Origin of the sequence: Streptomyces sp. NPDC058872 (assembly GCF_042743065.1) — a bacterium.
GTDB lineage: Bacteria > Actinomycetota > Actinomycetes > Streptomycetales > Streptomycetaceae > Streptomyces.
Genome location: NZ_JBHYMK010000034.1, coordinates 1 through 23,611 on the forward strand (window position 1 = coordinate 1; position 23,611 = coordinate 23,611).

A 23,611-nucleotide genomic window follows, 5' to 3' on the forward strand; every position below is an offset into this window, starting at 1 on the left:
CGGGGCCCCCGGGGGGGGGGGGGGTGGCCCCACCCCCGGGGGCGTTCGGGGGGGGGGGGGGGGGCCGGGGGGGGCGCAAACCCCCCCCCCCGGGGGGGGGCCCGGGGGGGCCCCGGCCCCCCGCCGCCCCGTTCTCGCCTCCGAACCGCCGACCGGCTCAGCCCGCGGTGACCGCCGCGCGCAGCTGCCCGTCCGGGCCCGCCAGCAGCACCGGGGTCTGCGGCCCGCCGAGGTCCCGCACCGCCGCGCGGTCCGCGTCGGACGCCGCCTCCGCGGTGGACACGACGGCAGCGGCCTCCAGGGACTCGGCCCCGCTCGCCACCGCCATCGCGACCGCGGTCTGCAGCGCGCTCAGCTTGAGCGACTCCAGGTCCACGGTCCCGGCCACATAGGTGCGGCCCGTCTCGTCGCGCACGGCCGCCCCCTCGGGCACGCCGTTGCGGGCGCGGGCGCTCCGCGCCAAAGTGATGATCTTGAGGTCCTCGGCGCCGAGGTCGCCGTGCTCGCGGTGGAGAGTCATGATCAGAGGATAGGCCGGGCGGGTGCGGTGCGGGGCCCCGGTCCGGGCTCAGCCCTGGACGGCCTTCACGAACTTGTCGGTGGCCAGCTTTCCGAGCGCGTCGAAGTCCTTCTTGGCGGCGGCGGAGTCCGCGAGCAGCATGAAGCGGAACACCCCGGTGCCCTGGCTGCCGATCACGAAGTTCGGCTCGATCGTGATGCCGGGGAGGACCTCGAGGCCCAGCGTGAAGGCGATCCCCTGCTCCAGACCCTGCGGCGCGGTGCCCTTCTTCACCGTGAGCTTCATCTTCTGGCCGTCGGCCTCGACCGTCATCTCCTTGCACGCGTCCAGCGCCGCGGAGAGCTTGGTGACGTAGTCGGCCGCCCCGGTGCCCTCGAAGGTCACGACCTGCTCGCTGATCTCCGATGCGTTGTTGCCGATGACGAAGCCGGCGCTCGGCCCCTTCGCTGCGTCGTCGATCGAGTTGCTGCCCAGCATCGCGGCCAGGTCCTGGCACTCGGCCTTGTCGGTCTTGTACCCGCCCGTGGACTCCTCGTGCTTCGTGGTCTTCCAACCCGACGGCAGGTCCTTCAACTCCAGCAGGGCGGCCTTCATCTGGGCCTCCGTCAGCGGCGCGGCCGGCGCCTCGGGGGTGGGCTCGGCAGAAGTCGCGGACGGAGCCGCGGGCGCGTCGGCACCGCCCTTCGCGGCCTCGTCCTCCGCCCCGCCGCCGCAGGCCGCGGTCAGCGAGAGCGCGGAGACGGCGAGAACGGCTGCGACGCCTCTGCTGATACGAGCACGCATGCTGGAACACCTCTTAAGCACAGGAAACGGGGCACGTCGTCCGGCCGTTCCACGGGAACGCCCAGACGACCGGACGATGAGGATATAGAGGCCCCCACAACGGACCTGCAACAAGATCACAACGGATCCGCGCTCAACCCGCGACCGGGTACATCGCTCCTCGGCGCCCCGCCGGGGAGACCAGCCACTCCAGCTTCTCGGCCGTGCTCGCCTCGGGGAGCGGGGTGTGCATCACGATGACGAGGTCCGGCCGGGCCGGGACCCTGAGCTGGGTCGCCTCGACGACCAGCGTGCCGACCAACGGGTGCTCCATCTCCTTGCGGTTCTGACCGCCCGGCAGGACGTCCCGCCGCCCCCACAGTTCCGCGAACTCCGGGCTCGCCTCCACGGCCGCGTCGACCACCGCCTGGAAGCCCTCGTCGTCCGGACACTCGGAACAGGCCGAACGGAACTGTGCGACGACCCTCGGCGCGAGTTCCTCCCAGTGCCCCATCCGCGAGCGGTACAGCGGGTCCGTGAAGAAGTCGACCAGGCAGTTCTGGGAGAGCTCCGGCCGCATCCCCAGCACGACGGCCGCCGCCTCGTTGTACATGACGGTGTTCCAGTACGCGTCCATGATGTGCGCCGGGAACGGCATCCACGCATCGATCAACCGCCGCAGCCCGTCGCACATGTCCCGGTCCTCCGGGGCGGCCTCCGGGGCCGGTGGATTCAGCCCGGCCAGCACGTACAGGTGGCGGCGCTCGGCAGGACTCAACCGCAGCACCCGGGCCACCGAGTCCAGGACCTGCGGGGAGACCGTGATGTCCCGCCCCTGCTCCAGCCACTGGTACCAGGAAACCCCGACCCCCGCGAGGACGGCGACCTCCTCGCGCCGCAGCCCCGGAGTGCGGCGACGCGCACCCCCGTCCGGAAGGCCCGCCTCGGCCGGACTCACCCGGGCCCGACGGCTCATCAGGAAGCCGCGCAGTTCGGCCAACCGGTGCTGCTTGGCGCTGCTGCTCTCAAGAGCGGTGGCCACGTGCGCTTCCTCCCCCTGGACGCCTGGTGGTACGACCAACAGGATAAGTACCCGCTCCCCTGCTTTGTTCCCGCCCGCCGAGGCTGGGGCCATGGCAACGACGACCTCTCCGCCCGCATCCCGCACCGCTCCCCCGGCCCTCTCCGGCCGTGACCGGCTCGTCCTCTTCGTCCTGTGCGCCGCCCAGTTCATGGTGGCGCTCGACTTCTCCGTCCTGAACGTCGCCCTGCCCGTCCTCGGCGCGGACCTCCGCTTCGACCCGTCCGACCTCCAGTGGGCGGTCACCGCCTTCGCCCTGCCCTCCGGCGGCTTCCTGCTGCTCTTCGGCCGGATCGGCGACCTCTTCGGCCGCAAGAAGCTCTTCCTCGCCGGCCTGGCCCTCTTCGGCGCCGCCTCCGTGCTCGCCGCGCTGGCCTGGAGCCCCGGCGCCTTCCTGGCCGGCCGCGCCCTGCAGGGCCTCGGCGCGGCGGCGATCGTGCCGACCGGCATGGCGCTGCTCACCACCGTCTTTCCCGAGGGACCGCTGCGCGCGCGGGCGCTCGGCATCTCCGGCACCCTGCTCTCCCTCGGCTTCACCGTGGGCATGGTGCTGGGCGGCGTCATGACCGACGCGCTCGGCTGGCGGTCCACGATGGCCCTGCTCGTCGTCTTCACCGTGGTCGTGCTGCCGCTCGCCCCGGGCCTGCTCCCCGAGTCCCGCACCCCCGAGCGGCCCCGCCTCGACGTGCCCGGTGCGATGACCGTCACCGGCGGTCTACTCTTCCTGATCTACGCACTGACGACGGCGGCCGAGCGCGGCTTCGGCGGCACGGACGTCCTCGTCGCCCTGGTCCTCGGGGTGCTGCTGCTCGTGGCCTTCGGCCTCGTCGAGTCCCGGCACCCGGCACCGCTGGTCTCGCTGCCGATGCTGCGTCGCCGCACCGTCGCCCTCGGCAACCTGGGCGGTCTGGTCACCTTCGCGATGATGTCGACGATCGTCTTCGTCCTGACCCTGTACCTCCAGGGGACGCTGGGCCTCTCGGCCTTCGCCTCCGGCATCGTCTTCGGCGTCCAGGGCGCGTGCTCGGCCCTGGCGGGCGTGCTCACCCCGAAGGTGATCGACCGGCTCGGCGCCCACCGGACCCTGGGGCTCTCACTGGCCGGACAGGGCCTGCTCACCGCCGCGCTGCTCGGCATCGGCCGGGAGTCGGGCGCGGTCCTGGTGACCGTCGCCCTCTCCCTGGGGTCGATGTTGCACCTCGGCGCGATCGTCTCGTACGGCGTGACCGTCACCTCGGGGGTCCGCAACGAGGAGCAGGGGCTCGCCACCGGCCTGGTCACCACCACCCAGCAGGTCGGTCTGACCGTCGGCATCCCGTTGCTGGGCGTGCTCGCCACCACCGACCCCGACCTGTTCGCCGGCGTCCGCTCGGTGATCGCCCTGGACGCGGTGCTCGTGCTCGGCGCGGCGCTGCTCCTCGCCCTCGGGCTGCGCAAGCGGGCCTGAGGACCGTGCCCGTCGGGCCCGCCCCGGTCCTCCTCAGGACCGGTCGAGCCGGAGCCGCACCGCCTTCGGAAGACCGGCGACGACCAGGTCGTACGAGTCCTCGACGAGCTCCCGGACCATCCGGTCCGGGAGCTCCCCCACGGTGACCGTGTTCCAGTGCCGCTTGTTCATGTGCCAACCCGGGATGATCGCCGGGTGCTCCCCGCGGAGCCGGACGGCCTCGTCCGGGTCGCACTTGAGGTTGACCCTCAGCGGCACGGCGTCGAGCGCGGACAGCGCGAACACCTTCCCGGCGACCTTGAAGACGGAGGTCCCCTGGTCGAACGGGAACTCCTCCGTCGCGTCGTTGAGGTCCAGGCAGAAGGTCCGCAGCTCGTCGGGGGTCATTCCGGCACCTCCTCCGGTTCCAGCGGTTCCACGAGCACGGTGACGATCTTGTTCCGGCGGCCGGCCGGGGACTCGGCCGTCAGCCGCAGGGAACGTCCGTCCGGCAGCTCCACCACGGCCCTGGCGCCGGAGATCGGAACCCGGCCGAGCGCCTTGGCGAGCAGACCGCCGACGGTCTCCACGTCCTCGTCGTCGTACTCGTCGGGGCCGAAGCCGTAGAGCTCGCCGAGGTCTCCGATGTCGAGACGGGCGGTGACCCGGTAGCGGCCGTCCCCGAGCTCCTCGACGGGCGGGAGCTCCCGGTCGTACTCGTCGGTGATCTCGCCGACGATCTCCTCCAGGATGTCCTCGATGGTGACGATGCCGGCCGTCCCGCCGTACTCGTCGATGACGACGGCGACGTGGTTGCGCTCCTGCTGCATCTCGCGCAGCAGGTCACCGGCGTTCTTCGTGTCGGGGACGAAGGCGGCGGGCCGCATCGCGGTCGACACCAGGTCGGCCTCGGAGTCGCGGTTGACGTGCGTCCGGCGGGCCAGGTCCTTCAGATAGACGATGCCGACGATGTCGTCCTCGTTCTCGCCGGTGACCGGGATCCGGGAGAAACCGGAGCGCAGCGCCAGCGTGAGGGCCTGACGGACCGTCTTGTACCGCTCGATGCAGACCAGATCGGTGCGGGGCACCATCACCTCGCGCACCAGGGTGTCGCCCAACTCGAAGACCGAGTGCACCATGCGGCGCTCCTCGTCCTCGATCAGCGACTCCTGCTCGGCGAGGTCGACCATGGCCCGCAGCTCGGCCTCGGAGGCGAAGGGGCCCTTGCGGAAGCCCTTGCCCGGCGTCAGCGCATTGCCGATGAGGATCAGCAGTTGCGGGATCGGGCCCATGATCCGGGCCAGCGGAAGCAGCACGTACGCCGCGGTGGTCGCCGTGTTCAGCGGGTGCTGGCGACCGATGGTGCGCGGCGAGACGCCGACGGCCACGTACGAGACCAGGACCATGACGGCGATCGCGACGAGCAGTGCCTCCCAGGTCTCCGGGAAGGCTTCGAGGCAGGCGTACGTGACGAGGACGCCGGCCGCCATCTCGCAGGCGACCCGGACCAGCAGGGCCACGTTCAGATAGCGGGTCGGGTCGGAGGCGACCTGGGCGAGCTTCTCGGCACCGCGCCGCCCGGACCGTACGGCCTCGGCGGCGCGGAAGGCGGAGACGCGGGCGAGACCGGCCTCGGCGCAGGCGGCGAGCCAGGCGACGACGACCAGCGCGACCGCGCCGAAGATCAGCGAAACGTCCATCGGGGTCAGGAGACGGTCGGCGCCGGGGACGGGCCGGTGAGGCCCTTCTCGGCCCGCCAGCCGTCGACGATCGCCGCCTGGAGGCCGAACATCTCGGCCTTCTCGTCCGGCTCCTCGTGGTCGTAACCGAGCAGGTGCAGCACGCCGTGGACGGTGAGCAGCTGGAGCTCCTCGTCCATGGAGTGCTGCGTCGGGGCGTCCTTGCCCTGCTGGGTGGCGACCTCGGGGCAGAGCACGATGTCACCGAGGAGCCCCTGCGGGGGCTCCTCGTCGTCCTTCGACGGCGGGCGCAGTTCGTCCATCGGGAAGGACATGACGTCCGTCGGCCCGGGCAGGTCCATCCACTGGATGTGGAGCTGCTCCATCGCCTCCGCGTCCACGACGATCACCGAGAGCTCGGAGAGCGGGTGGATGCGCATCCGGGCGAGCGCGTAGCGGGCGATGTCGAGGATCGCCTGCTCGTCGACCTCGGTTCCGGACTCGTTGTTGACGTCGATCGACATGGTGCTCGTTTACTACTTCCCGTTGCGGTTGTCGTACTGCTCGTACGCGTCGACGATACGGCCGACGAGCTTGTGCCGAACGACATCCTGCGACGTGAGCGTCGAGAAGTGCACGTCCGGGACACCGTCCAGGATGTCGCGGACCTGTCGCAGGCCGCTCTTCGTCCCGTTCGGCAGGTCGACCTGGGTGACGTCACCGGTGATGACGATCTTCGAGTCGAAGCCGAGGCGGGTGAGGAACATCTTCATCTGCTCGGGGTTCGTGTTCTGCGCCTCGTCGAGGATGATGAACGCGTCGTTCAGGGTCCGGCCCCGCATGTACGCCAGGGGGGCGACCTCGATCGTCCCGTTCGTCATCAGCTTGGGGATCGAGTCGGGGTCGAGCATGTCGTGCAGGGCGTCGTAGAGCGGCCGCAGATAGGGGTCGATCTTCTCGTAGAGCGTGCCGGGCAGGAAGCCGAGCCGCTCGCCCGCCTCGACGGCGGGCCGGGTCAGGATGATCCGGGTGACCTGCTTGGACTGCAGGGCCTGGACCGCCTTCGCCATGGCGAGATAGGTCTTGCCGGTGCCTGCGGGACCGATGCCGAAGACGATCGTGTGCTTGTCGATCGCGTCGACGTACCGCTTCTGGTTGAGCGTCTTGGGACGGATGGTGCGTCCCCGGCTGGAGAGGATGTTCTGCGTGAGCACCTCGGCGGGAGTTTCCTCTCCACCCTCCGCCGATCCGTTCTCGCTCGCCCTGAGCATGGCGATCGAGCGTTCCACTGCGTCCTCCGTCATCGGCTGACCGGTGCGGAGCACCAGCATCATCTCGTCGAACAGGCGCTGGATCAGGGCGACTTCCGTCGCGTCTCCGACCGCGCTGACCTGGTTGCCCCGGACGTGGATGTCCGTCCGGGGGAACGACCGCTCGATCACGCGGAGCAGGGCGTCACCTGAGCCGAGCAGGGTCACCATCGGGTGCTTCGCGGGAACGGTGAAGTGGGCGCGGGCCTGTCCGGGCGTCCCGTCCTGGGGCGCTCCGTCGTGGGCTGTGGGTGTCTGCGTCATGGGCCGGCACTGTGGCCTGCAGGTACCTCCCGTTGCGTGGTTCTCGCTGCTCGACAACCTCTCGGCTACCAGCCTACGACCAGGCGCCGCCGTGCCCGTAGCGGTTTACCGCACCCGGTGGTCAGGAGGTGGCCGCGCGGAAGCCGATCGTCGGCACCGCCCTGCGCAGCGGCCAGGGGCGGGCGGGGGCGGGCAGGAGCCGCTCCAGGAAGGCGTACCGGCCGCGGAGCGCCTCCGGGTCCTGCTGGGCGTGGCCCTGGACGTGCTGCCACCAGGCGGCGATCTCGCCCCAGGTGGGGGCCGAGAGCGAGCCGCCGAACTCCTGGACGGACAGGGCCGCGGTCAGTCCCGCGAAGGCCAGCCGGTCGGCGAGCGGCCAGTCGGCGAGGGTGCCGGTGACGAATCCGGCGACGAAGACGTCCCCGGCACCGGTCGGATCGAGGGCGGCGACCCTGATCGCGGGGACCTCGGCGGTCTCGCCGGTGGCGCCGTCGACGGCATAGGCGCCCTCGGAGCCGAGGGTGACGACGGCGTAGCGGACCTTGTCGGCGAGGGCGCGGGCGGCGGCCCGGGGGCAGTCGGTGCGGGTGTAGCGCATCGCCTCGGCGGCATTGGGGAGGAAGGCCTCGCAGTGCTGGAGGTCGGTGAGGCCGGCCAGGTCCCAGCGGCCGGTGTCGTCCCAGCCGACGTCGGCGAAGACCTTGGCGCCGCCGCGGGCGGCCTGGGCGACCCACTCCTCGGGGCGGCCGGGCACGAGGGAGGCGACGGCCGCGCGCGCGTGCGGCGGATAGGCGGGCAGGGCGTCGTCGAGCGGCGGGGCTTCGTGGCCGTGGGAGACCATCGTGCGCTCCCCCTCGTAGGCCATGGAGACGGTGACCGGCGAGTGCCAGCCGGGGACGGTGCGGGAGAGCGACAGGTCGATCCCCTCCCCCTGCTCCAGGGCGTCCCAGCAGTACTCGCCGTAGTGGTCGTCGCCGAAGGCCGCGGCGAGGGAGGTCCGCAGGCCGAGCCGGGCGAGGGCGGTGGCCATGTTGGCGACCCCACCGGGACTGGAGCCCATGCCCCTGGCCCAGGACTCGGTGCCGCGGACCGGGGCGCTGTCCAGGCCGGTGAAGATGATGTCGAGGAAGACCGTGCCGGTCAGGAAGACGTCACAGGCGGGGTCGGTGGGCTCGCGCAGGCACACCAACGGGTCGACCCCGGCGTCGTGTGGCGACTGCTCTCCCTTTGCTGTGGTCACGGCAGGCTCCCCGGTCGTGGTGCGGATCAGATCAGTGTGCCCGATGGGGGGCCGGTGACGGATGGGATGCGACAGGAAGCGCTTGGGATACCCCTCGATCACCATCCCAAACAATAAGTGACCCAGATCACACCATAAACCGGCGGGAACCGTCTTCTCCGCCCGCTCGCCCGCTTGATACACATGGCCTCGCGACCCCGTGCCCCACGCACACCACCGGGCGCTCCACCCCTCCCCCTTCTGTTCTCGGGAACGCCCATGTCCGCGCGGACGCGCGGCGCGGGGGCCCTCGTCGCCCTCGTCGCCCTCTTCACCGCTGGTTACCTCGCCCCGTACCTGCTGCCCACCGTCGTCGGCCGGCTCCCCGCCGGGCTCGGCGTCACCCCCGCCCAGGCGGGTCTGGTCGGCTCCGTCCTGCTCCTCGGCTCCTCGACCGCCGGCTTCGCGCTCGCCGCCCGCGGCGATCGGACCGGGCCGCGCCCGGCCGCCCGTGCGGGCCTCCTCGCCATGGCCGTCGGATACGGCGCCGCAGCCACCACCACCTCCGTACCGCTGGTGGTCGCGGGCGTGGTCCTCGGCGGCCTCGGCTCCGGCACCGCAACCGCCGTGGCCGTGGCGGGCATCGCCGGTGAACACGATCCGCACCGGGCCTCCACCCTCGGCCTGCTCTCCGTCTCGGCGACCGCCGGCGCCCTCTACCTGACCCTCCCGCACCTGGGCGGCGGACATGCCGGACCGCTGCTCGCGATCGCCGGTGCAGCAGCCCTGGTGTGGCCGGTCACGCACCGGCTCCCGGGCGCCGCGCGCACGGTGCGCGGGGCCGCCGCGACGTCCCGGGGTCCCCTGCCCTACCGGCGGACCGGTGCCGTGCTCGCCGGCAGCATCCTGTGCTGGTCCCTCGCGCAGAACGCGCTCTGGGGGGTCAGCGGGCGCATCGGGCTCACCCAGGCCGGCCTCTCCGAGGTCACCGTCGGCGCGGTCTTCGCGACGGCGCTCGGCGCGGGGCTCCTGGGCGTCACGGCCGCGGGCGCACTCGGCTCGCGGCTGGGCCGTGCGGTCCCGATCGGGGTGGGCACGGTGGTCATCGCGGGATGCGTGCTGTTGAGCTCGGCCGCCGGGGGCCTCGCCTCCTTCGCGACCGGCGAGGTCCTCTGGAACGCCGTCTACCCGGTCGTCCTCTCCTATCTCCTGGGCATGGCGGCCTCCCTCGACCCGCACGGCCGCTGGGCCGTGACGGTCGGCTCGGCGTCCTCCCTGGGCACGGCCTGCGGCCCGGTAGCCGGCTCCCTGCTCTCCGCCCGCTTCGGCTACCCGGGAATGGGGCTGGTCCTCTGCTCCCTGCTCCTGCTCGTCGCCGCCCCCATGGCCGCGGTCGCCCGGCGCGCCGCCGGTCGTCCGCTGGTCCCCGGCTCGATCCGCCGCCGCGGCGGCGCCCCCGCGGCGGTCCTCGCGGGGAAGGGAGCGGCGGCGTCCCTGGTGCCCCAGGTGGGCGCTCCGGAGCAGCCGGTGGCCGCGATCCCGGTGGGGGCGGGCCGCCGCCGGGCGTCGCGGTCGACGTTCGGGCTGGCGAGGCCGTCGGACCGGGGGTGAGCCGGTCCTACTCCGTGCCGAAGGCGTACGCCTCCACCTCGGCGAGGTACCGTGCCCGGCGGGGTTCGTCGTCCTCCAGGAACGCGGCCCGGAAGGAGTTGCGCGCCAGTTCGCGGAGCTGGTCCTCGGTCAGTCCCAGCGCCTGCTGCACGCCGTCGAAGTTGTCGCCCGCGTACCCTCCGAAGTAGGCCGGGTCGTCGGAGTTGACGGTGACCAGCAGTCCCGCGTCCATCATCCGCGGGAGCGGGTGGTCGGCGAGCGCGTCGACGACGCGCAGCCGGACGTTCGACAGGGGGCAGAGCGTGAGCGGCACCCGCTCGCGGGCCAGCCGCTCGACGAGCTCCGGGTCCTCCATGCAGCGCAGGCCGTGGTCGATCCGCTCGACGCCGAGGACGTCGAGGGCCTCCCGGACGTACGCGGCGGGGCCCTCCTCGCCGGCGTGGGCGACGCGGCGCAGACCGAGTCGGGCGGCCTCCTCGTAGACGGCCCGGAACGCGGCCGGCGGATGGTCGACCTCCGCGGAGTCCAGGCCGATGCCGGTGATCCGGTCCAGATAGGGCTTGGCCGCCTCCAGAGTGGCCATCGCCGACTCGACGGGCTCGTCGCGCAGGAAGCACATGATGAGCCGGGTGGAGACCCCGTACCGTTCCTCGGCCCGGTCCAGGGAGGCGGACAGTCCCTCGACCACGGTGCCGAGGGGAACGCCCCGCGCGGTGTGCGCCTGCGGGTCGAAGAAGACCTCGGCGTGCCGAACGCCCTGGGCGGCGGCCCGCTCCAGGTAGGCGTCGGCGAGCTCGGTGAAGTCCTCGGCGGTGCGCAGGACGGCCATCAGACGGTAGTACAGGTCCAGGAAGGACTGGAGGTCGCTGAAGCGGTAGGCCTCGCGGAGGGCGGCGGTGTCCGCGTGGGGCAGGGTGACGCCGTTGCGTGCGGCGAGCGCGAAGGCCAGTTCGGGTTCGAGGGTGCCCTCGATGTGGAGGTGCAGTTCGGCCTTGGGTACGGGCATGGTCACGTTCGTTTCGGTACGGGGACCCTCATGAGGTCCTGGGCGATGCTCAACTCGCCGTCGAAGCCGGCCTCCCGGGCCTGCCGCTCGAACGCGGCGGGGTCGGAGTAGCGCTGCGAGAAGTGGGTGAGGACGAGGTGTCGGACCCCTGCGTCCCGTGCGACGGCGGCGGCCTGTCCGGCCGTCAGATGGCCGTGGTCGGTGGCGAGCCGGACGTCCTCGTCCAGGAAGGTCGACTCGATGACGAGCATGTCGGCGCCCTCGGCGAGGGCGTGCACCCCGTCGCAGAGCCGGGTGTCCATGACGAAGGCGAAGCGCTGCCCGCGCCGGATCTCGCTGACCTCGTCGAGGGTGACGCCGTTCAGGCTGCCCTCGCGCTGGATCAGGCCCACGTCGGGGCCTTTGATGCCGTGCTCGGCGAGCTTCGCGGGCAGGATCCGGCGCCCGTCGGGCTCGACGATCCGATAGCCGTAGGACTCCACGGGGTGGGAGAGCCGCCGGGCCTCCAGGGTGAAGTCCCCGGTGGTGGCGAGCGGCCCGTCGGCGGTGACGGGCGACTCGACCAGGCGCACGGTCTCCCGGTAGGCGGTGGCGTACCGCAGCCGTTCGAAGAAGTGGCGTCCGCTCGCGGGGTAGTGGGCGGTGACCGGGTGCGGGACCTGGTCGAGGTTGATCCGCTGGATCACCCCGGCCAGGCCGAGCGAATGGTCGCCGTGGAAGTGCGTGACGCAGATCCGGTCCAGGTCGTGGGCGGCGACCCCGGCCCGCAGCATCTGCCGCTGGGTCCCCTCGCCGGGGTCGAAGAGGATGCCCCGGCCGTCCCAGCGCAACAGGTAGCCGTTGTGGTTGCGGTGTCGGGTCGGGACCTGGCTGGCGGTTCCGAGGACGACCAGTTCGCGTACGGACACGGGCTATCCGGGCGGCCAGTTGAGCCCGCGACCGCCCAGGACGTGCGCATGGGCGTGGAAGACGGTCTGTCCGGCACCGGCCCCGGTGTTGAAGACGATCCGGAAGCCGCTGCCGTCGACCTTCTCCTGCTCGGCGATCCGGCCCGCCTCCTGCAGCACGTCCGCGGCGACGGTCGGCACGGCGGCGGCCAGCGAGGCGGCGTCGGGGTAGTGGGCGCGCGGGATCACGAGGACGTGGGTGGGCGCCTGCGGGTTGATGTCGCGGAACGCGACCGTGGTCTCCGTCTCGCGCACGATCGTCGCCGGCACCTCCCCTTGCGCGATCTTGCAGAACAGGCAGTCGCTCTGCGGCTCTCCGGCCATGGCCCGGGCCTCCTCGCCTCTGTCGATCAGTACAACACCGGTACGACGGGCATGCTATCCGCCGCCCCGACGGGACGGGTTCCGCCGGGGTTCCCGGCCGGTTCTCCGGAGCGCGCAGCTCCGGGGCCGAGCGGCTCCCCCGGTGCGCGACGGCCGGGTCCCGGCGGCCGGGGCCGGCGAAGGCACGTCCGGGGCGGCGGGCGGACCGCCCGCGGGGTGCCTCCCGCCCCCGCCCGGACGGACCGCCTAGCTCCAGCGGCCGGTGCGCCCCAGGACCAGGGCGGTCGCCGCCGTACCGGCCGTCGAGGTGCGCAGCACGCTGCGGCCCAACCGGTACGGCTTCGCCCCGGCGGCCTCGAAGGCGGCGAGCTCCTCCGGCGAGACCCCGCCCTCGGGGCCGACGACGAGCACGATCGAACCCTCCACCGGGAGCTCCGCGGTGGCGAGCGTCCCGCTGGGGTGCTCGCGGTCCTCGTGCAGGACGGCCGCGAAGTCGGCGCCCGCGAGGAAGGCGGCGACCTGCTTGGTCGTCATGGGTTCGACGACCTCGGGGAAGCGGGTGCGGCGCGACTGCTTGCCGGCCTCCCGTGCGGTGGACCGCCACTTGGCGAGCGCCTTGAGGCCCCGGTCGCCCTTCCACTGGGTGATGCAGCGGGACGCGGCCCAGGGCACGATCGCGTCCACCCCGGTCTCCGTCATGGTCTCGACGGCGAGTTCGCCGCGGTCGCCCTTGGGGAGCGCCTGGACGACGGTGATCCGGGGCTCCTCCTCGGAGTCCTCGTGGACCTCGTCGATGCGGACGGTGAGCCGGTCCTTGCCCTCGGCGGCGAGCACCACGCCCTCGGCCCACCGGCCCCGGCCGTCGGCGAGGACCAGCGCCTCCCCGGCGCGCAGCCGCTTCACGGAAACGGCGTGTCGCCCCTCGGGCCCGTCCAGCAGGAAGCTCCCGGCACCGGGGACGGCGTCGACGACGAAGACGGGTGCGGTCATGGGGTGCTCCTGTGGGGCGGTCCGGAGAGGGCGGTGTCGAGTTCGGCGGCCAGCACCCCGACCAGTTCCCCGGCGGGGAGCTCGCGGGCGAGGCGGTATCCCTGGCCCGCCCACAGGGCCATGCCCTGGGCGTCGCCGGCATGGGCCGCGGCCTTGCGGAGCGGGGCCGTGAGGTGGTGGACCTCGGGGTAGGCGGCGGGCGCGTACGGCCCGTGCTCGCGCATGAAGCGGTTGACGAGACCGCGTGCCGAGCGTCCGGAGAAGGCCCGGGTGAGGGCGGTCCGGGTGAACAGCGGGTCGGTCAGCGCCTGCTTGTGCAGCGGGTGGGCGCCCGACTCCGGACAGCGCAGGAAGGCGGTGCCGAGTTGGGCGGCGGCTGCCCCGGCGGTGAGGACTGCGGCGATCTGCGCACCGCACATGATCCCGCCGGCGGCGACGACGGGGAGCGCGACGGCCCGGCGGACCTCGGTGACGAGGGTGAGGAGCCCGGTGCCGGGGGCGTCGTCCTCGGCCGGTTCGTCGCGGTGCGTGCCCTGGTGCCCACCGGCCTCGACGCCCTGGACGCAGACGGCTCCGGCCCCGGCGCGTTCCGCGGCGAGGGCCTCCTCGGCGGAGGTGACGGTGACGAGGGTGTACGTGCCGACCCGGTCGAAGGCCCGGAAGGTCTCGGGCGCGGGGCAGCCGAAGGTGAAGGAGACGACGGGGACCGGGTCCTCCAGGAGGATCGCGAGCTTGGCGTCGTAGGCGTCGTCGCGGGAGTCGTCGGCCTCGCCGAGCGGGGTGCCGTACCAGGTGGCCTCACCGGCCAGCTGGTGGCGGTAGACGTCGACGGCGGCGGGGTCGGCGTGCGGCCCCTCCTGGGGCAGGAAGAGGTTGACTCCGAAGGGGCGTGCGGTGAGCCCGCGCACCTGCTTGATCTCCTGGTAGAGCCCCCCGGCCGTCTTGTACCCGCCGGCCAGGAACCCGAGCGCCCCGGCCTCGCAGACGGCCCCGACGAGCTCGGGACCAGCGGCGCCACCCGCCATGGGGGCCTGCACGATCGGGAAACGAGAGAGACCGTTCAGTGCGGTGGTGGACATGTGGGCATCGTGCCATGCCCCTGCTTCCGGGCCGAATCCGTCCGTCAGATCGCGGAAGGGCCTGCTCCGGAGACGGGCGGAGGGACGGGTCCGCGCCTTCCGGTGCCCCGTCCCCCCGTCCGCACGAGCGCCTACCGCCCGTTGAACGCGTCCTTGAGCCGCGAGAACAACCCCTGCTGTCCCGGCTGGAACTGGCCGGTGGGCCGCTCCTCGCCGCGCAGCTTGGCCAGCTCGCGCAGGAGTCGCTCCTGCTCCGCGTCGAGCTTGCCCGGGGTGGTCACCTCGACGTGCACGATCAGGTCGCCCCGGCCGTTGCCCCGCAGGTGCGTGATGCCCCGGCCGTGCAGCGGGATCGACTGGCCCGACTGCGTTCCCGGGCGGATGTCGATCTCCTCGACGCCGTCGAGGGTCTGCAGCGGCACCTTGGTGCCGAGCGCACCCGCCGTCATCGGGATGGTGACCGTGCAGTGCAGGTCGTCGCCGCGCCGCTGGAAGACCTCGTGCGGGGTCTCGTGGATCTCGACGTACAGGTCGCCGGCGGGACCGCCGCCGGGACCGACCTCGCCCTCGCCCGCGAGCTGGATGCGGGTGCCGTTGTCGACGCCGGCCGGGATCTTGACCGTGAGGGTGCGGCGGGACCGGACCCTGCCGTCGCCCGCGCACTCCGGGCACGGCGTCGGGACGACGGTGCCGAAGCCCTGGCACTGCGGGCAGGGCCGGGAGGTCATGACCTGGCCGAGGAAGGACCGGGTGACCTGGGACACCTCGCCACGACCGCGGCACATGTCGCAGGTCTGCGCGGAGGTGCCGGGTGCGGCGCCCTCACCCGAACAGGTGGTGCAGACGACCGCCGTGTCGACCTGGATGTCCTTGGTGGTGCCGAAGGCCGCCTCGTTGAGGTCGATCTCCAGGCGGATCATGGCGTCCTGTCCGCGGCGGGTGCGCGAACGCGGACCGCGCTGCGAGGCCGTGCCGAAGAAGGCGTCCATGATGTCGGAGAAGTTGCCGAAGCCACCCGCCCCGAAGCCACCGCCCGCACCGCCCCCGCCGGAGGCCGAGAGCGGGTCGCCGCCGAGGTCGTAGACCTGCTTCTTCTGCGGATCCGAGAGGACCTCGTAGGCGGCGTTGATCTCCTTGAAGCGCTCCTGCGTCTTCGGATCGGGATTGACGTCCGGGTGCAGCTCGCGCGCGAGCCTCCGGAACGCCTTCTTGATCTCGTCCTGGGACGCGTCGCGGCGTACGCCGAGCACGGCGTAATAGTCCGTGGCCACTTACGACTCCGCCAGGATCTGTCCGACGTAACGTGCCACTGCGCGTACCGCTCCCATCGTTCCGGGGTAGTCCATGCGGGTCGGTCCGACCACGCCGAGTTTGGCGACTGCCTCGCCGCCCGAACCGTAGCCGACCGAGACGACGGACGTGGAGCTCAGCCCCTCGTGGGCGTTCTCGTGCCCGATGCGTACGGTCATGCCGGATTCCTTGGCCTCGCCGAGCAGCTTGAGGAGCACGACCTGCTCCTCCAGTGCCTCCAGGACGGGCCTGATCATCAGGGGGAAGTCGTGTCCGAAGCGGGTGAGATTGGCGGTGCCGCCGATCATCAGCCGCTCCTCGTGCTCCTCGACGAGCGTTTCGAGGAGGGTCGCGAGCACGGTGGAGACCGTGGCGCGGTCCTCGGCCTCCTCGAAGGACTCGGGAAGGTCCTGCACCAACTGCGGGACGTCGGCGAACCGACGACCGACGACCCGGCTGTTGAGCCGGGCCCGCAGATCGGCGAGCGAGGTCTCGCCGAAGGGCACGGGGCAGTCGATGACGCGCTGCTCCACCCGACCGGTGTCCGTGATGAGGACGAGCATCAGGCGGGCCGGGGCCAGCGAGAGCAGCTCCACGTGCCGGACGGTCGAACGGGTCAGCGAGGGGTACTGGACGACGGCGACCTGTCGGGTCAGCTGCGCGAGCAGACGGACCGTACGGCCGACGACGTCGTCGAGGTCGACGGCACCGTCCAGGAAGTTGTGGATCGCCCGCCGCTCGGGCGTCGACAGCGGCTTGACGCCGGCGAGCCGGTCGACGAAGAGCCGGTAGCCCTTGTCGGTCGGGATGCGACCGGCACTGGTGTGGGGCTGGGCGATGAAGCCCTCCTCCTCCAGGACGGCCATGTCGTTGCGCACGGTGGCGGGTGACACCCCGAGCTTGTGGCGCTCCGTGAGCGCCTTGGAGCCGACGGGCTCCTCCGTCCCGACGTAGTCCTGCACGATGGCGCGCAGGACCTCGAGTCTGCGTTCGCTGAGCATCGTGCGCACCTCCGCCTGTCGTCGTCGTTCCGGTTGCTCCGCTTTTGGCACTCCCCCTGTCCGAGTGCCAGCGATTCCCCGGCCAGTGTACGGCGGCGGGCATCGCTCCTGGCAAGGAGGCGGCGCCCGCACCGGCTAGCGTCGCCCCATGGACGTGGATTGGGAAGCGTACGGATGGGAGCGGCTCGCGGACGGGGTGGGCCGGCGACGACTGCCAGGCTGGGACGCCACGGTGGGCCTGGTGCTGGGCTCACGGGGGGTGCTGCTGTACGACACGGGCTCCTCGCTCGCGGAGGGCGCGGAGCTGCGGACGCAGATCGAGGGGCTCACCGGCGGCCGGAGAGTGACGCACATCGCACTGGGGCACCCCCATTTCGACCACGTCTTCGGCACCGCCGCGTTCGCGGGCGCGGAGGTGTTCGGCGCGGTGGGCAGCGACCAACTGCTGAGCGGGGCCAGGGACCGGGAAGCCCTGCGCACGGACGCGGTACGACACGGCCTGGACCCGGTGGCGGCTGCGGAGGCGGCGGACGTCCTGGTGGCCCCGCGGCACGTGGTCTCGGGCGAGTGGACGCTCGACCTGGGGGACCGCCAGGTCCTCCTGGCGAACGTCGGCCCCGGGCACACGAAGCACGACCTGGCGCTCTGCGCACCGGGCTCGCGCGAGGTCGTCTTCTGCGGCGACCTGGTGGAGGAGTCGGACGAGCCCCAGGCGGGCCCGGACGCCGTCCCGTCCCGTTGGCCGGACGCCCTGGACCGCCTCCTTTCCCTGGGCGGCGGGCGGGCGGCGTACGTACCGGGCCACGGGGCGGTGGTGGACGCCGCGTTCGTGCGGGGCCAGCGCGATGAACTGGCACGCCGCTTCGGCGTGGCCTAACGTCACCCGAAGTGCGCGGCCCGCACGTGGACCTGACGCCCTTTCGGCCGCCTCCGGAGGGCGGGCGGCCCACCCGGCCGCCCCCGTGCCCCGTGCCCCGTGCCCCGGACAGAATCGAGCCCATGCGCAGCTACGACCCGGACCTGACGCCCCCCTGGAAGAAGACGAAGCCCGTCCCGGAGGTCCCGGCCGACCGCGACCTCGTCGTCGAGGAGGTCACGACGGGCTTCTGCGGGGCGGTGATCCGCTGCGAGGCGGGCACGGTGACCCTGGAGGACCGCTTCGGCAAGCACCGGGTCTTCCCGCTGGAACCGCGCGGCTTCCTGTGGGAGGGCGAGGTCGTGACCCTGGTGCGCCCTTCCGCGGCCGGCCCGGCACGACCGGCCCGCACGGCCTCCGGCTCGATCGCGGTCCCGGGGGCGCGGGCACGGGTGGCCCGGGCGGGCCGGATCTACGTGGAGGGCCGTCACGACGCGGAGCTCGTCGAGCGGGTCTGGGGCGATGACCTGCGGATCGAAGGCGTGGTCGTGGAGTACCTGGAGGGCGTCGACGACCTGCCGTCGATCGTCGCGGAGTTCGGTCCGGCGCCGGACGCCCGTCTGGGGGTGCTGGTGGACCACCTGGTCCCGGGCTCCAAGGAGTCCCGGATCGCGGCCCGGGTGAGTTCTCCGGACGTCCTGGTCGTCGGCCACCCGTACGTCGACGTCTGGGAGGCCGTGAAGCCGTCCTCCCTGGGCATCCCCGCCTGGCCGACGGTCCCCCGCGGCCAGGACTGGAAGACGGGCGTCTGCCGGGCCCTGGGGTGGCCGGCCCACACGGGTGCGGCCTGGCAGCACATCCTGTCGAGGGTCACCTCGTACCGGGACCTCGAGCCGGAGCTGCTGGGTGCGGTGGAACGCCTGATCGACCACGTGACGGTGCCCTGACCCCGGCGCGGGGCCGCCCGTCGGCCGGGTGCCCCTCAGTCCACCAGGTCGCGCACCACCGCGTCGGCGAGCAGTCGCCCGCGCAGGGTCAGGACCGCGCGCCCCGCCCCGTACGGCCCCGGCTCCAGCAGCCCCTCGGCCAGCGAGCGCTCGGCCGCGATGCGGCCCTGCGGGCGCAGGAGGTCCAGCGGGCACCCGTCGCGGAGCCTCAGCTCCAGCAGCACCCGCTCCACCCGCCGGTCCTCGTCCGAGAGGACCTCGCGCCCGGCGCCCGGCGACCTCCCGCCGGTCAGCGCCGCGGCGTACGCGCCGGGATGCTTCACGTTCCACCACCGCACGCCGCCCACGTGCGAGTGGGCACCGGGGCCCGCGCCCCACCAGTCGGCGCCCCGCCAGTACAGCTCGTTGTGGAGGCAGCGCCCGGCCTCGGAAGCGGCCCAGTTGGAGACTTCGTACCACTCGAATCCGGCCCCGGCCAGGACCGAGTCCGCGATCAGGTACCGGTCGGCGTGCACGTCGTCGTCGGTCATGGGCACCTCGCCGCGCCGGATGCGGCGCGCCAGCTGGGTGCCCTCCTCGACGATCAGGGCATAGGCGCTCACGTGGTCCGGCCCGGCCCCGATCGCCGCCTCCAGCGAGGCCCGCCAGTCGTCGTCGGACTCCCCCGGGGTGCCGTAGATCAGGTCCAGGTTGACGTGCTCGAAGCCCGCGGCCCGCGCCTCGGCGACGCACGCCTCGGGGCGCCCGGGGGTGTGGGTGCGGTCGAGGACCTGCAGGACGTGCCGGCGGGCGCTCTGCATCCCGAAGGAGATCCGGTTGAAGCCGCCGTCGCGCAGCTCCGCGAGGTAGGCCGGGTCGACGGACTCCGGGTTGGCCTCCGTCGTCACCTCGGCGTCGTCCGCGAGCCCGAACTCGTCGCGGACGGCCGCCAGCATGCGGACCAGGTCCCGGGCGGCGAGCAGGGTCGGCGTGCCGCCGCCGACGAAGACGGTGCGGACCGGCCTCGGGTCGTCCCCCAGGACCTTCCGGGCGAGCCGGATCTCCTCGGCGACCTGTTCGGCGTAGTTGTCGCGCGAGGCGAGCACACCGCCCGTACCGCGCAGTTCGCTCGCCGTGTACGTGTTGAAGTCGCAGTAGCCGCAGCGCGTCGCGCAGTACGGGACGTGCAGGTAGAACCCGAGCGGCCGGTCCACGGCGCCTGCGAGGGCCTGCGGGGGCAGCGCCCCGTCTTCGGGAACGGGCTCACCATCGGGCAGTACGGAAGGCATGGGACCCATTGTCCCGTACTGCCCGGGGTGACCCTCCCACTCGCCGGTCAGGCCTCGCGCGAGCCCTCGTACATCTCCTCGATGAGGTCCTTGTACGCCCGCTCGACGACCGGCCGCTTCAGCTTGAGGGACGGCGTGAGCTCACCGTGCTCGATGTCGAGGTCGCGCGGCAACAGGCGGAACTTCTTGATCGTCTGCCAGCGCTGGAGCCCCTCGTTGAGACGGTCGACGTACCCCTGGACCAGCTTCTGGGTCCGCGCATCGGCGACGACCTCGGCGTACGACGCGCCGCCGAGCCCGTGCTCGGCGGCCCAGCCGAGGATGGCCGGCTCGTCGAGGGCGATCAGGGCGGTGCAGAAGTTCCGGTCGGCACCGTGGACGAGGATGTTCGAGACGAAGGGGCAGACGGCCTTGAAGTGGCCCTCGACCTCCGCCGGGGCGATGTACTTTCCGCCGGACGTCTTGATCAGGTCCTTCTTGCGGTCGGTGATCCGGAGGTAGCCGTCCGCGGACAGCTCGCCGATGTCACCGGTGTGGAACCAGCCGTCGGACTCCAGTACCTCGGCCGTCTTCTCCGGCAGGCCGTGGTAGCCCTCCATGATGCCGGGGCCGCGCAGCAGGATCTCGCCGTCGTCGGCGATCCGGACCTCGGTGCCGGGGAGCGGCTTGCCGACGGTGCCGGTGCGGTAGGCCTCGCCGGGATTGACGAAGGAGGCCGCGGAGGACTCGGTGAGGCCGTAGCCCTCCAGGATGTGGATGCCGGCGCCGGCGAAGAAGTACCCGATCTCGGGGGCGAGGGCGGCGGAACCGGAGATGCAGGCGCGCAGGTTCCCGCCGAAGGCCTCGCGGATCTTGCCGTAGACGAGCGCGTCGGCGACCTTGTGCTTGGCCGAGAGGCCGAAGGGCGCGGAGGCCGTGCCGGTGCGGCGGAAGTTGTCCTGGGTGGTCTTGGCGTACTCGCGGGCGACGCCGGCCGCCCACTGGAAGATCTTGTACTTGGCGCCGCCGCCGGCACGGGCCTTGCTGGCGACCCCGTTGTAGACCTTCTCGAAGATGCGGGGCACGGCGGCCATGTAGGTCGGCCGGACCACCGGAAGGTTCTCGATGATCTTGTCGACGCGGCCGTCGACGGCGGTGACGTGCCCGACCTCGATGTGGCCCGAGGTGAGGACCTTGCCGAAGACGTGGGCGAGCGGCAGCCACAGGTACTGCACGTCCTCCTGGGTGACGAGACCGGTGGCGGCGATGGCCTTGGCCATGTACGACCAGTTGTCGTGCGGGAGGCGCACGCCCTTGGGGCGGCCGGTGGTGCCCGAGGTGTAGATCAGGGTGGCGAGCTGCGTGGAGGTGATCGCGGCGACGCGTTCCTTGATGGCGTCGGGGTGCTCCTCCAGGTAGGCCCTGCCGCGGGCCTCCAGGTCCGCGAGGGTCACGACCCATTCGTCCCCGGTGTCGACGCCGGCCGGGTCGATGACCACGACGTGGTGGAGGTCGGGCAGGTCGGCTCGGCACTCGACGGCCTTGGCCACCTGGGCCGCGTCCTCGGCGATGAGGACCTTCGACTCGGAGTCGGAGAGGATGAACGCCGACTCCTCCGCATTGGTCTGCGGGTAGACCGTGGTGGTCGCGGCGCCGGCACACATCACGCCGAGGTCGGCGAGGATCCACTCGACCCGGGTGGAGGAGGCGAGGGCGACCCGCTCCTCGGGCCGGACGCCGAGGTCGATGAGGCCGGCGGCGATCGCGTAGACCCGCTCGGCGGCCTGTCCCCAGCTGAGCGACTTCCAGTCGTCCGGTCCGCTGCCGGAAGCAGCGGGAACCGGGTGGCGATAGGCCTCCGCATCCGGGGTCCGCTCGACGCGCTCAAGGAAGAGGGTCGCCACGGAGGGCGGCCGGTTCTCGATCTGGGTCTGTGTGTCGCTCACGACGTCCTCCGGGCGGCGGCGGTGCCTTCTGGTGGTTCGTAACTAACTGGCGAGTAACCTTCGAGCCGGGTTCAGACTAAAGGGCGGGGGACCGGCGCGTAAGGGGCTGCAGGGCGTCGCTTCATAACGAACGGGCCCACGCGCACACGGCACGTGGACCCGTTGGTTGCACGGAACGGCGCTTCCCGACGGTCCGGCTACTTCTTCTTGCCGGAGGACTCGTCGCTGGAGAGGACGGCGATGAAGGCCTCCTGGGGCACCTCCACCGAGCCGACCATCTTCATGCGCTTCTTTCCTTCCTTCTGCTTCTCCAGCAGCTTCCGCTTCCGGGAGATGTCACCGCCGTAGCACTTGGCGAGGACGTCCTTCCGGATGGCTCGAATGGTCTCGCGGGCAATGACCCGGGAGCCGATGGCGGCCTGGATCGGCACCTCGAACGCCTGCCGCGGGATGAGCTCGCGCAGCTTGGCGACGAGCCGGACGCCGTAGGCGTACGCGGCGTCCTTGTGGGTGACGGCGGAGAAGGCGTCGACCTTGTCGCCGTGCAGCAGGATGTCCACCTTGACCAGGCTGGACGCCTGCTCGCCGGTGGGCTCGTAGTCGAGCGAGGCGTATCCGCGCGTCTTGGACTTCAGCTGGTCGAAGAAGTCGAAGACGATCTCGGCGAGGGGCAGGGTGTAGCGGATCTCGACCCGGTCCTCGGAGAGGTAGTCCATGCCGATCAGGGTGCCGCGGCGGGTCTGGCAGAGCTCCATGATCGCGCCGATGAACTCGCTCGGGGCGAGGATGGTGGCGCGCACGACGGGCTCGAAGACGTCGCTGATCTTCCCCTCGGGGAACTCGCTGGGGTTCGTCACCGTGTGCTCGCTGCCGTCCTCCATGACCACGCGGTAGACCACGTTGGGGGCGGTGGCGATGAGGTCGAGCCCGAACTCGCGCTCCAGCCGCTCACGGATGACGTCGAGGTGGAGCAGCCCCAGGAAGCCGACGCGGAAACCGAAGCCGAGCGCGGCGGAGGTCTCCGGCTCGTAGACCAGCGCGGCATCGTTGAGCTGCAGCTTGTCGAGCGCCTCGCGCAGGTCCGGGTACTCGGAGCCGTCCAGCGGGTAGAGCCCCGAGAAGACCATCGGCTTCGGGTCCTTGTACCCGCCGAGCGGCTCGCTGGCGCCCTGGTGCTGGGAGGTGATCGTGTCACCGACCTTGGACTGGCGGACGTCCTTCACACCGGTGATGATGTAGCCCACCTCGCCGACGCCGAGGCCGTCGGACGAGGTCATCTCCGGGGACGAGACGCCGATCTCCAGGAGCTCGTGGGTGGCGCCGGTCGACATCATCCGGATGCGCTCGCGCTTGTTGAGCTGCCCGTCGACGACACGCACGTACGTGACGACACCGCGGTACGAGTCGTAGACCGAGTCGAAGATCATCGCGCGGGCGGGGGCGTCCGCGACGCCCACCGGAGCCGGGATGTCCTGGACGACCCGGTCCAACAGGGCCTCGACGCCCATGCCGGTCTTGGCGGAGACCTTGAGGACGTCCTCGGGCTGGCAGCCGATGAGGTTCGCGAGCTCGTCGGCGAACTTCTCGGGCTGCGCGGCCGGCAGGTCGATCTTGTTGAGGACCGGAACGATCGTGAGGTCGTTCTCCATCGCCAGGTAGAGGTTGGCGAGGGTCTGTGCCTCGATTCCCTGGGCCGCGTCGACCAGCAGGATCGTGCCCTCGCAGGCCGCGAGGGAGCGCGAGACCTCGTACGTGAAGTCGACGTGCCCAGGGGTGTCGATCATGTTGAGGATGTGCGTACTGCCCTGGGCCGGACCCTCGGTCGGCGCCCAGGGCAACCGCACCGCCTGGGACTTGATCGTGATGCCGCGCTCCCGCTCGATGTCCATCCGGTCGAGGTACTGGGCGCGCATCTGCCGCTGGTCGACCACACCGGTCAGCTGGAGCATCCGGTCGGCGAGCGTGGACTTGCCGTGGTCGATGTGCGCGATGATGCAGAAGTTGCGGATCAGAGCCGGGTCGGTACGGCTCGGCTCGGGCACGTTGGTAGGAGTCGCGGGCACGCAGGGATCTCGTCTCGGGCGATGTTCAGAACGGATACGTAGA

The 23,611-nt window shown here is 72.1% G+C and carries 22 protein-coding genes; 4 read left to right on the forward strand and 18 right to left on the reverse strand.

What is annotated here, in order from left to right; translation table 11 throughout:
• Window positions 1–157 precede the first annotated feature (157 nt).
• From ACFW22_RS21670 to ACFW22_RS21680, 3 genes are all read right to left on the reverse strand, one after another.
• A complete protein-coding gene (locus ACFW22_RS21670; protein ID WP_386407073.1) occupies window positions 158–520 on the reverse strand; it encodes a cytidine deaminase in 363 nt (120 codons plus the stop codon).
• A 48-nt stretch (window positions 521–568) separates the two neighbouring features.
• Window positions 569–1,303: a hypothetical protein gene (locus tag ACFW22_RS21675; RefSeq protein WP_386407076.1), complete on the reverse strand. Its 735-nt coding sequence runs from the start codon at window positions 1,301–1,303 to the stop codon at window positions 569–571.
• A 133-nt stretch (window positions 1,304–1,436) separates the two neighbouring features.
• Window positions 1,437–2,258, reverse strand: a complete 822-nt coding sequence (locus tag ACFW22_RS21680; protein ID WP_386407253.1) for a helix-turn-helix transcriptional regulator — start codon at window positions 2,256–2,258, stop codon at window positions 1,437–1,439.
• Between the two features lie 157 nt (window positions 2,259–2,415).
• Between ACFW22_RS21680 and ACFW22_RS21685 the strand changes: the two genes are divergently transcribed.
• Window positions 2,416–3,810 (forward strand): MFS transporter, encoded by a 1,395-nt coding sequence (locus ACFW22_RS21685; RefSeq protein ID WP_386407079.1) that lies wholly within the window; start codon window positions 2,416–2,418, stop codon window positions 3,808–3,810.
• 33 nt (window positions 3,811–3,843) lie between these two features.
• On the opposite strand, the gene ACFW22_RS21690 is transcribed toward ACFW22_RS21685, so the two are convergent.
• The 5 genes from ACFW22_RS21690 to ACFW22_RS21710 form a co-directional block, all read right to left on the reverse strand.
• Entirely contained in the window at window positions 3,844–4,197 is a 354-nt protein-coding gene (locus ACFW22_RS21690) for an MmcQ/YjbR family DNA-binding protein (RefSeq protein ID WP_386407082.1), read from the reverse strand.
• Entirely contained in the window at window positions 4,194–5,489 is a 1,296-nt protein-coding gene (locus tag ACFW22_RS21695) for a hemolysin family protein (protein ID WP_386407085.1), read from the reverse strand. Before ACFW22_RS21695 ends, ACFW22_RS21690 begins: the two co-directional genes overlap by 4 nt.
• A 5-nt stretch (window positions 5,490–5,494) precedes the next feature.
• Window positions 5,495–5,992 (reverse strand): rRNA maturation RNase YbeY, encoded by a 498-nt coding sequence (ybeY, locus tag ACFW22_RS21700; RefSeq protein ID WP_041129173.1) that lies wholly within the window; start codon window positions 5,990–5,992, stop codon window positions 5,495–5,497.
• A gap of 12 nt (window positions 5,993–6,004) precedes the next feature.
• Window positions 6,005–7,042, reverse strand: coding sequence for a PhoH family protein (locus ACFW22_RS21705; protein ID WP_386407100.1), 1,038 nt, complete (start codon window positions 7,040–7,042; stop codon window positions 6,005–6,007).
• A gap of 121 nt (window positions 7,043–7,163) precedes the next feature.
• Complete coding sequence (locus tag ACFW22_RS21710) at window positions 7,164–8,282, reverse strand: carbohydrate kinase family protein (RefSeq protein ID WP_386407102.1); 1,119 nt, start codon at window positions 8,280–8,282, stop codon at window positions 7,164–7,166.
• Window positions 8,283–8,540: 258 nt separating this feature from the next.
• Here ACFW22_RS21710 and ACFW22_RS21715 point away from each other — a divergent pair, with 258 nt between their 5' ends.
• Window positions 8,541–9,872, forward strand: coding sequence for an MFS transporter (locus ACFW22_RS21715; protein ID WP_386407104.1), 1,332 nt, complete (start codon window positions 8,541–8,543; stop codon window positions 9,870–9,872).
• A gap of 7 nt (window positions 9,873–9,879) precedes the next feature.
• Here the strand turns inward: ACFW22_RS21715 and ACFW22_RS21720 are convergent, their stop codons facing one another.
• From ACFW22_RS21720 to hrcA, 7 genes are all read right to left on the reverse strand, one after another.
• Window positions 9,880–10,878: an adenosine deaminase gene (locus tag ACFW22_RS21720; RefSeq protein ID WP_386407106.1), complete on the reverse strand. Its 999-nt coding sequence runs from the start codon at window positions 10,876–10,878 to the stop codon at window positions 9,880–9,882.
• Window positions 10,879–10,880: 2 nt separating this feature from the next.
• Window positions 10,881–11,786 carry a ribonuclease Z gene (locus tag ACFW22_RS21725; protein ID WP_386407108.1) on the reverse strand — a complete coding sequence of 302 codons (906 nt, stop codon included), beginning with the start codon at window positions 11,784–11,786 and terminating at the stop codon, window positions 10,881–10,883.
• A 3-nt stretch (window positions 11,787–11,789) separates the two neighbouring features.
• Window positions 11,790–12,149 carry a histidine triad nucleotide-binding protein gene (locus tag ACFW22_RS21730; protein WP_386407110.1) on the reverse strand — a complete coding sequence of 120 codons (360 nt, stop codon included), beginning with the start codon at window positions 12,147–12,149 and terminating at the stop codon, window positions 11,790–11,792.
• A 246-nt stretch (window positions 12,150–12,395) separates the two neighbouring features.
• Entirely contained in the window at window positions 12,396–13,139 is a 744-nt protein-coding gene (locus ACFW22_RS21735; RefSeq protein WP_386407112.1) for a 16S rRNA (uracil(1498)-N(3))-methyltransferase, read from the reverse strand.
• Window positions 13,136–14,218, reverse strand: coding sequence for a nitronate monooxygenase (locus tag ACFW22_RS21740; RefSeq protein WP_386407115.1), 1,083 nt, complete (start codon window positions 14,216–14,218; stop codon window positions 13,136–13,138). Before ACFW22_RS21740 ends, ACFW22_RS21735 begins: the two co-directional genes overlap by 4 nt.
• 131 nt (window positions 14,219–14,349) lie before the next feature.
• A complete protein-coding gene (gene dnaJ, locus ACFW22_RS21745; protein WP_386407118.1) occupies window positions 14,350–15,489 on the reverse strand; it encodes a molecular chaperone DnaJ in 1,140 nt (379 codons plus the stop codon).
• Entirely contained in the window at window positions 15,490–16,509 is a 1,020-nt protein-coding gene (gene hrcA / locus ACFW22_RS21750; protein WP_384874604.1) for a heat-inducible transcriptional repressor HrcA, read from the reverse strand. It lies immediately after the preceding gene.
• Window positions 16,510–16,657: 148 nt separating this feature from the next.
• Between hrcA and ACFW22_RS21755 the strand changes: the two genes are divergently transcribed.
• Together ACFW22_RS21755 and ACFW22_RS21760 are read left to right on the forward strand one after the other, a co-directional pair.
• A complete protein-coding gene (locus ACFW22_RS21755; RefSeq protein ID WP_386407121.1) occupies window positions 16,658–17,386 on the forward strand; it encodes an MBL fold metallo-hydrolase in 729 nt (242 codons plus the stop codon).
• Window positions 17,387–17,508: 122 nt separating this feature from the next.
• Entirely contained in the window at window positions 17,509–18,312 is an 804-nt protein-coding gene (locus ACFW22_RS21760; protein WP_386407124.1) for a DUF3097 domain-containing protein, read from the forward strand.
• A 35-nt stretch (window positions 18,313–18,347) separates the two neighbouring features.
• Here ACFW22_RS21760 and hemW read toward each other — a convergent pair whose 3' ends face one another.
• From hemW to lepA, 3 genes are all read right to left on the reverse strand, one after another.
• On the reverse strand, window positions 18,348–19,580 hold the full coding sequence (gene hemW / locus ACFW22_RS21765; RefSeq protein WP_386407127.1) for a radical SAM family heme chaperone HemW: 1,233 nt from the start codon (window positions 19,578–19,580) through the stop codon (window positions 18,348–18,350).
• Window positions 19,581–19,627: 47 nt separating this feature from the next.
• The gene (locus tag ACFW22_RS21770) at window positions 19,628–21,505 is read right to left on the reverse strand and encodes an AMP-dependent synthetase/ligase (protein ID WP_386407130.1); all 1,878 of its coding nucleotides are present in this window, start codon (window positions 21,503–21,505) and stop codon (window positions 19,628–19,630) included.
• A 197-nt stretch (window positions 21,506–21,702) separates the two neighbouring features.
• Window positions 21,703–23,568 (reverse strand): translation elongation factor 4, encoded by a 1,866-nt coding sequence (gene lepA / locus ACFW22_RS21775; protein ID WP_386407133.1) that lies wholly within the window; start codon window positions 23,566–23,568, stop codon window positions 21,703–21,705.
• Window positions 23,569–23,611: the final 43 nt, after the last annotated feature.

Excerpts from the sequence above, each read along its gene's own strand:
- ACFW22_RS21730 (WP_386407110.1), bottom strand. The coding sequence starts at position 12,149 with ATGGCCGGAGAGCCGCAGAGCGACTGCCTGTTCTGCAAGATCGCGCAA.
- ACFW22_RS21695 (WP_386407085.1), bottom strand. The coding sequence starts at position 5,489 with ATGGACGTTTCGCTGATCTTCGGCGCGGTCGCGCTGGTCGTCGTCGCC.
- ACFW22_RS21705 (WP_386407100.1), bottom strand. The coding sequence starts at position 7,042 with ATGACGCAGACACCCACAGCCCACGACGGAGCGCCCCAGGACGGGACG.
- ACFW22_RS21735 (WP_386407112.1), bottom strand. The coding sequence starts at position 13,139 with ATGACCGCACCCGTCTTCGTCGTCGACGCCGTCCCCGGTGCCGGGAGC.
- ACFW22_RS21740 (WP_386407115.1), bottom strand. The coding sequence starts at position 14,218 with ATGTCCACCACCGCACTGAACGGTCTCTCTCGTTTCCCGATCGTGCAG.
- hemW (WP_386407127.1), bottom strand. The coding sequence starts at position 19,580 with ATGCCTTCCGTACTGCCCGATGGTGAGCCCGTTCCCGAAGACGGGGCG.
- hrcA (WP_384874604.1), bottom strand. The coding sequence starts at position 16,509 with ATGCTCAGCGAACGCAGACTCGAGGTCCTGCGCGCCATCGTGCAGGAC.
- ACFW22_RS21670 (WP_386407073.1), bottom strand. The coding sequence starts at position 520 with ATGACTCTCCACCGCGAGCACGGCGACCTCGGCGCCGAGGACCTCAAG.
- ACFW22_RS21690 (WP_386407082.1), bottom strand. The coding sequence starts at position 4,197 with ATGACCCCCGACGAGCTGCGGACCTTCTGCCTGGACCTCAACGACGCG.
- ACFW22_RS21675 (WP_386407076.1), bottom strand. The coding sequence starts at position 1,303 with ATGCGTGCTCGTATCAGCAGAGGCGTCGCAGCCGTTCTCGCCGTCTCC.
- ACFW22_RS21680 (WP_386407253.1), bottom strand. The coding sequence starts at position 2,258 with ATGAGCCGTCGGGCCCGGGTGAGTCCGGCCGAGGCGGGCCTTCCGGAC.
- ACFW22_RS21685 (WP_386407079.1), top strand. The coding sequence starts at position 2,416 with ATGGCAACGACGACCTCTCCGCCCGCATCCCGCACCGCTCCCCCGGCC.
- ACFW22_RS21755 (WP_386407121.1), top strand. The coding sequence starts at position 16,658 with ATGGACGTGGATTGGGAAGCGTACGGATGGGAGCGGCTCGCGGACGGG.
- ACFW22_RS21760 (WP_386407124.1), top strand. The coding sequence starts at position 17,509 with ATGCGCAGCTACGACCCGGACCTGACGCCCCCCTGGAAGAAGACGAAG.
- ACFW22_RS21720 (WP_386407106.1), bottom strand. The coding sequence starts at position 10,878 with ATGCCCGTACCCAAGGCCGAACTGCACCTCCACATCGAGGGCACCCTC.
- ACFW22_RS21715 (WP_386407104.1), top strand. The coding sequence starts at position 8,541 with ATGTCCGCGCGGACGCGCGGCGCGGGGGCCCTCGTCGCCCTCGTCGCC.
- ybeY (WP_041129173.1), bottom strand. The coding sequence starts at position 5,992 with ATGTCGATCGACGTCAACAACGAGTCCGGAACCGAGGTCGACGAGCAG.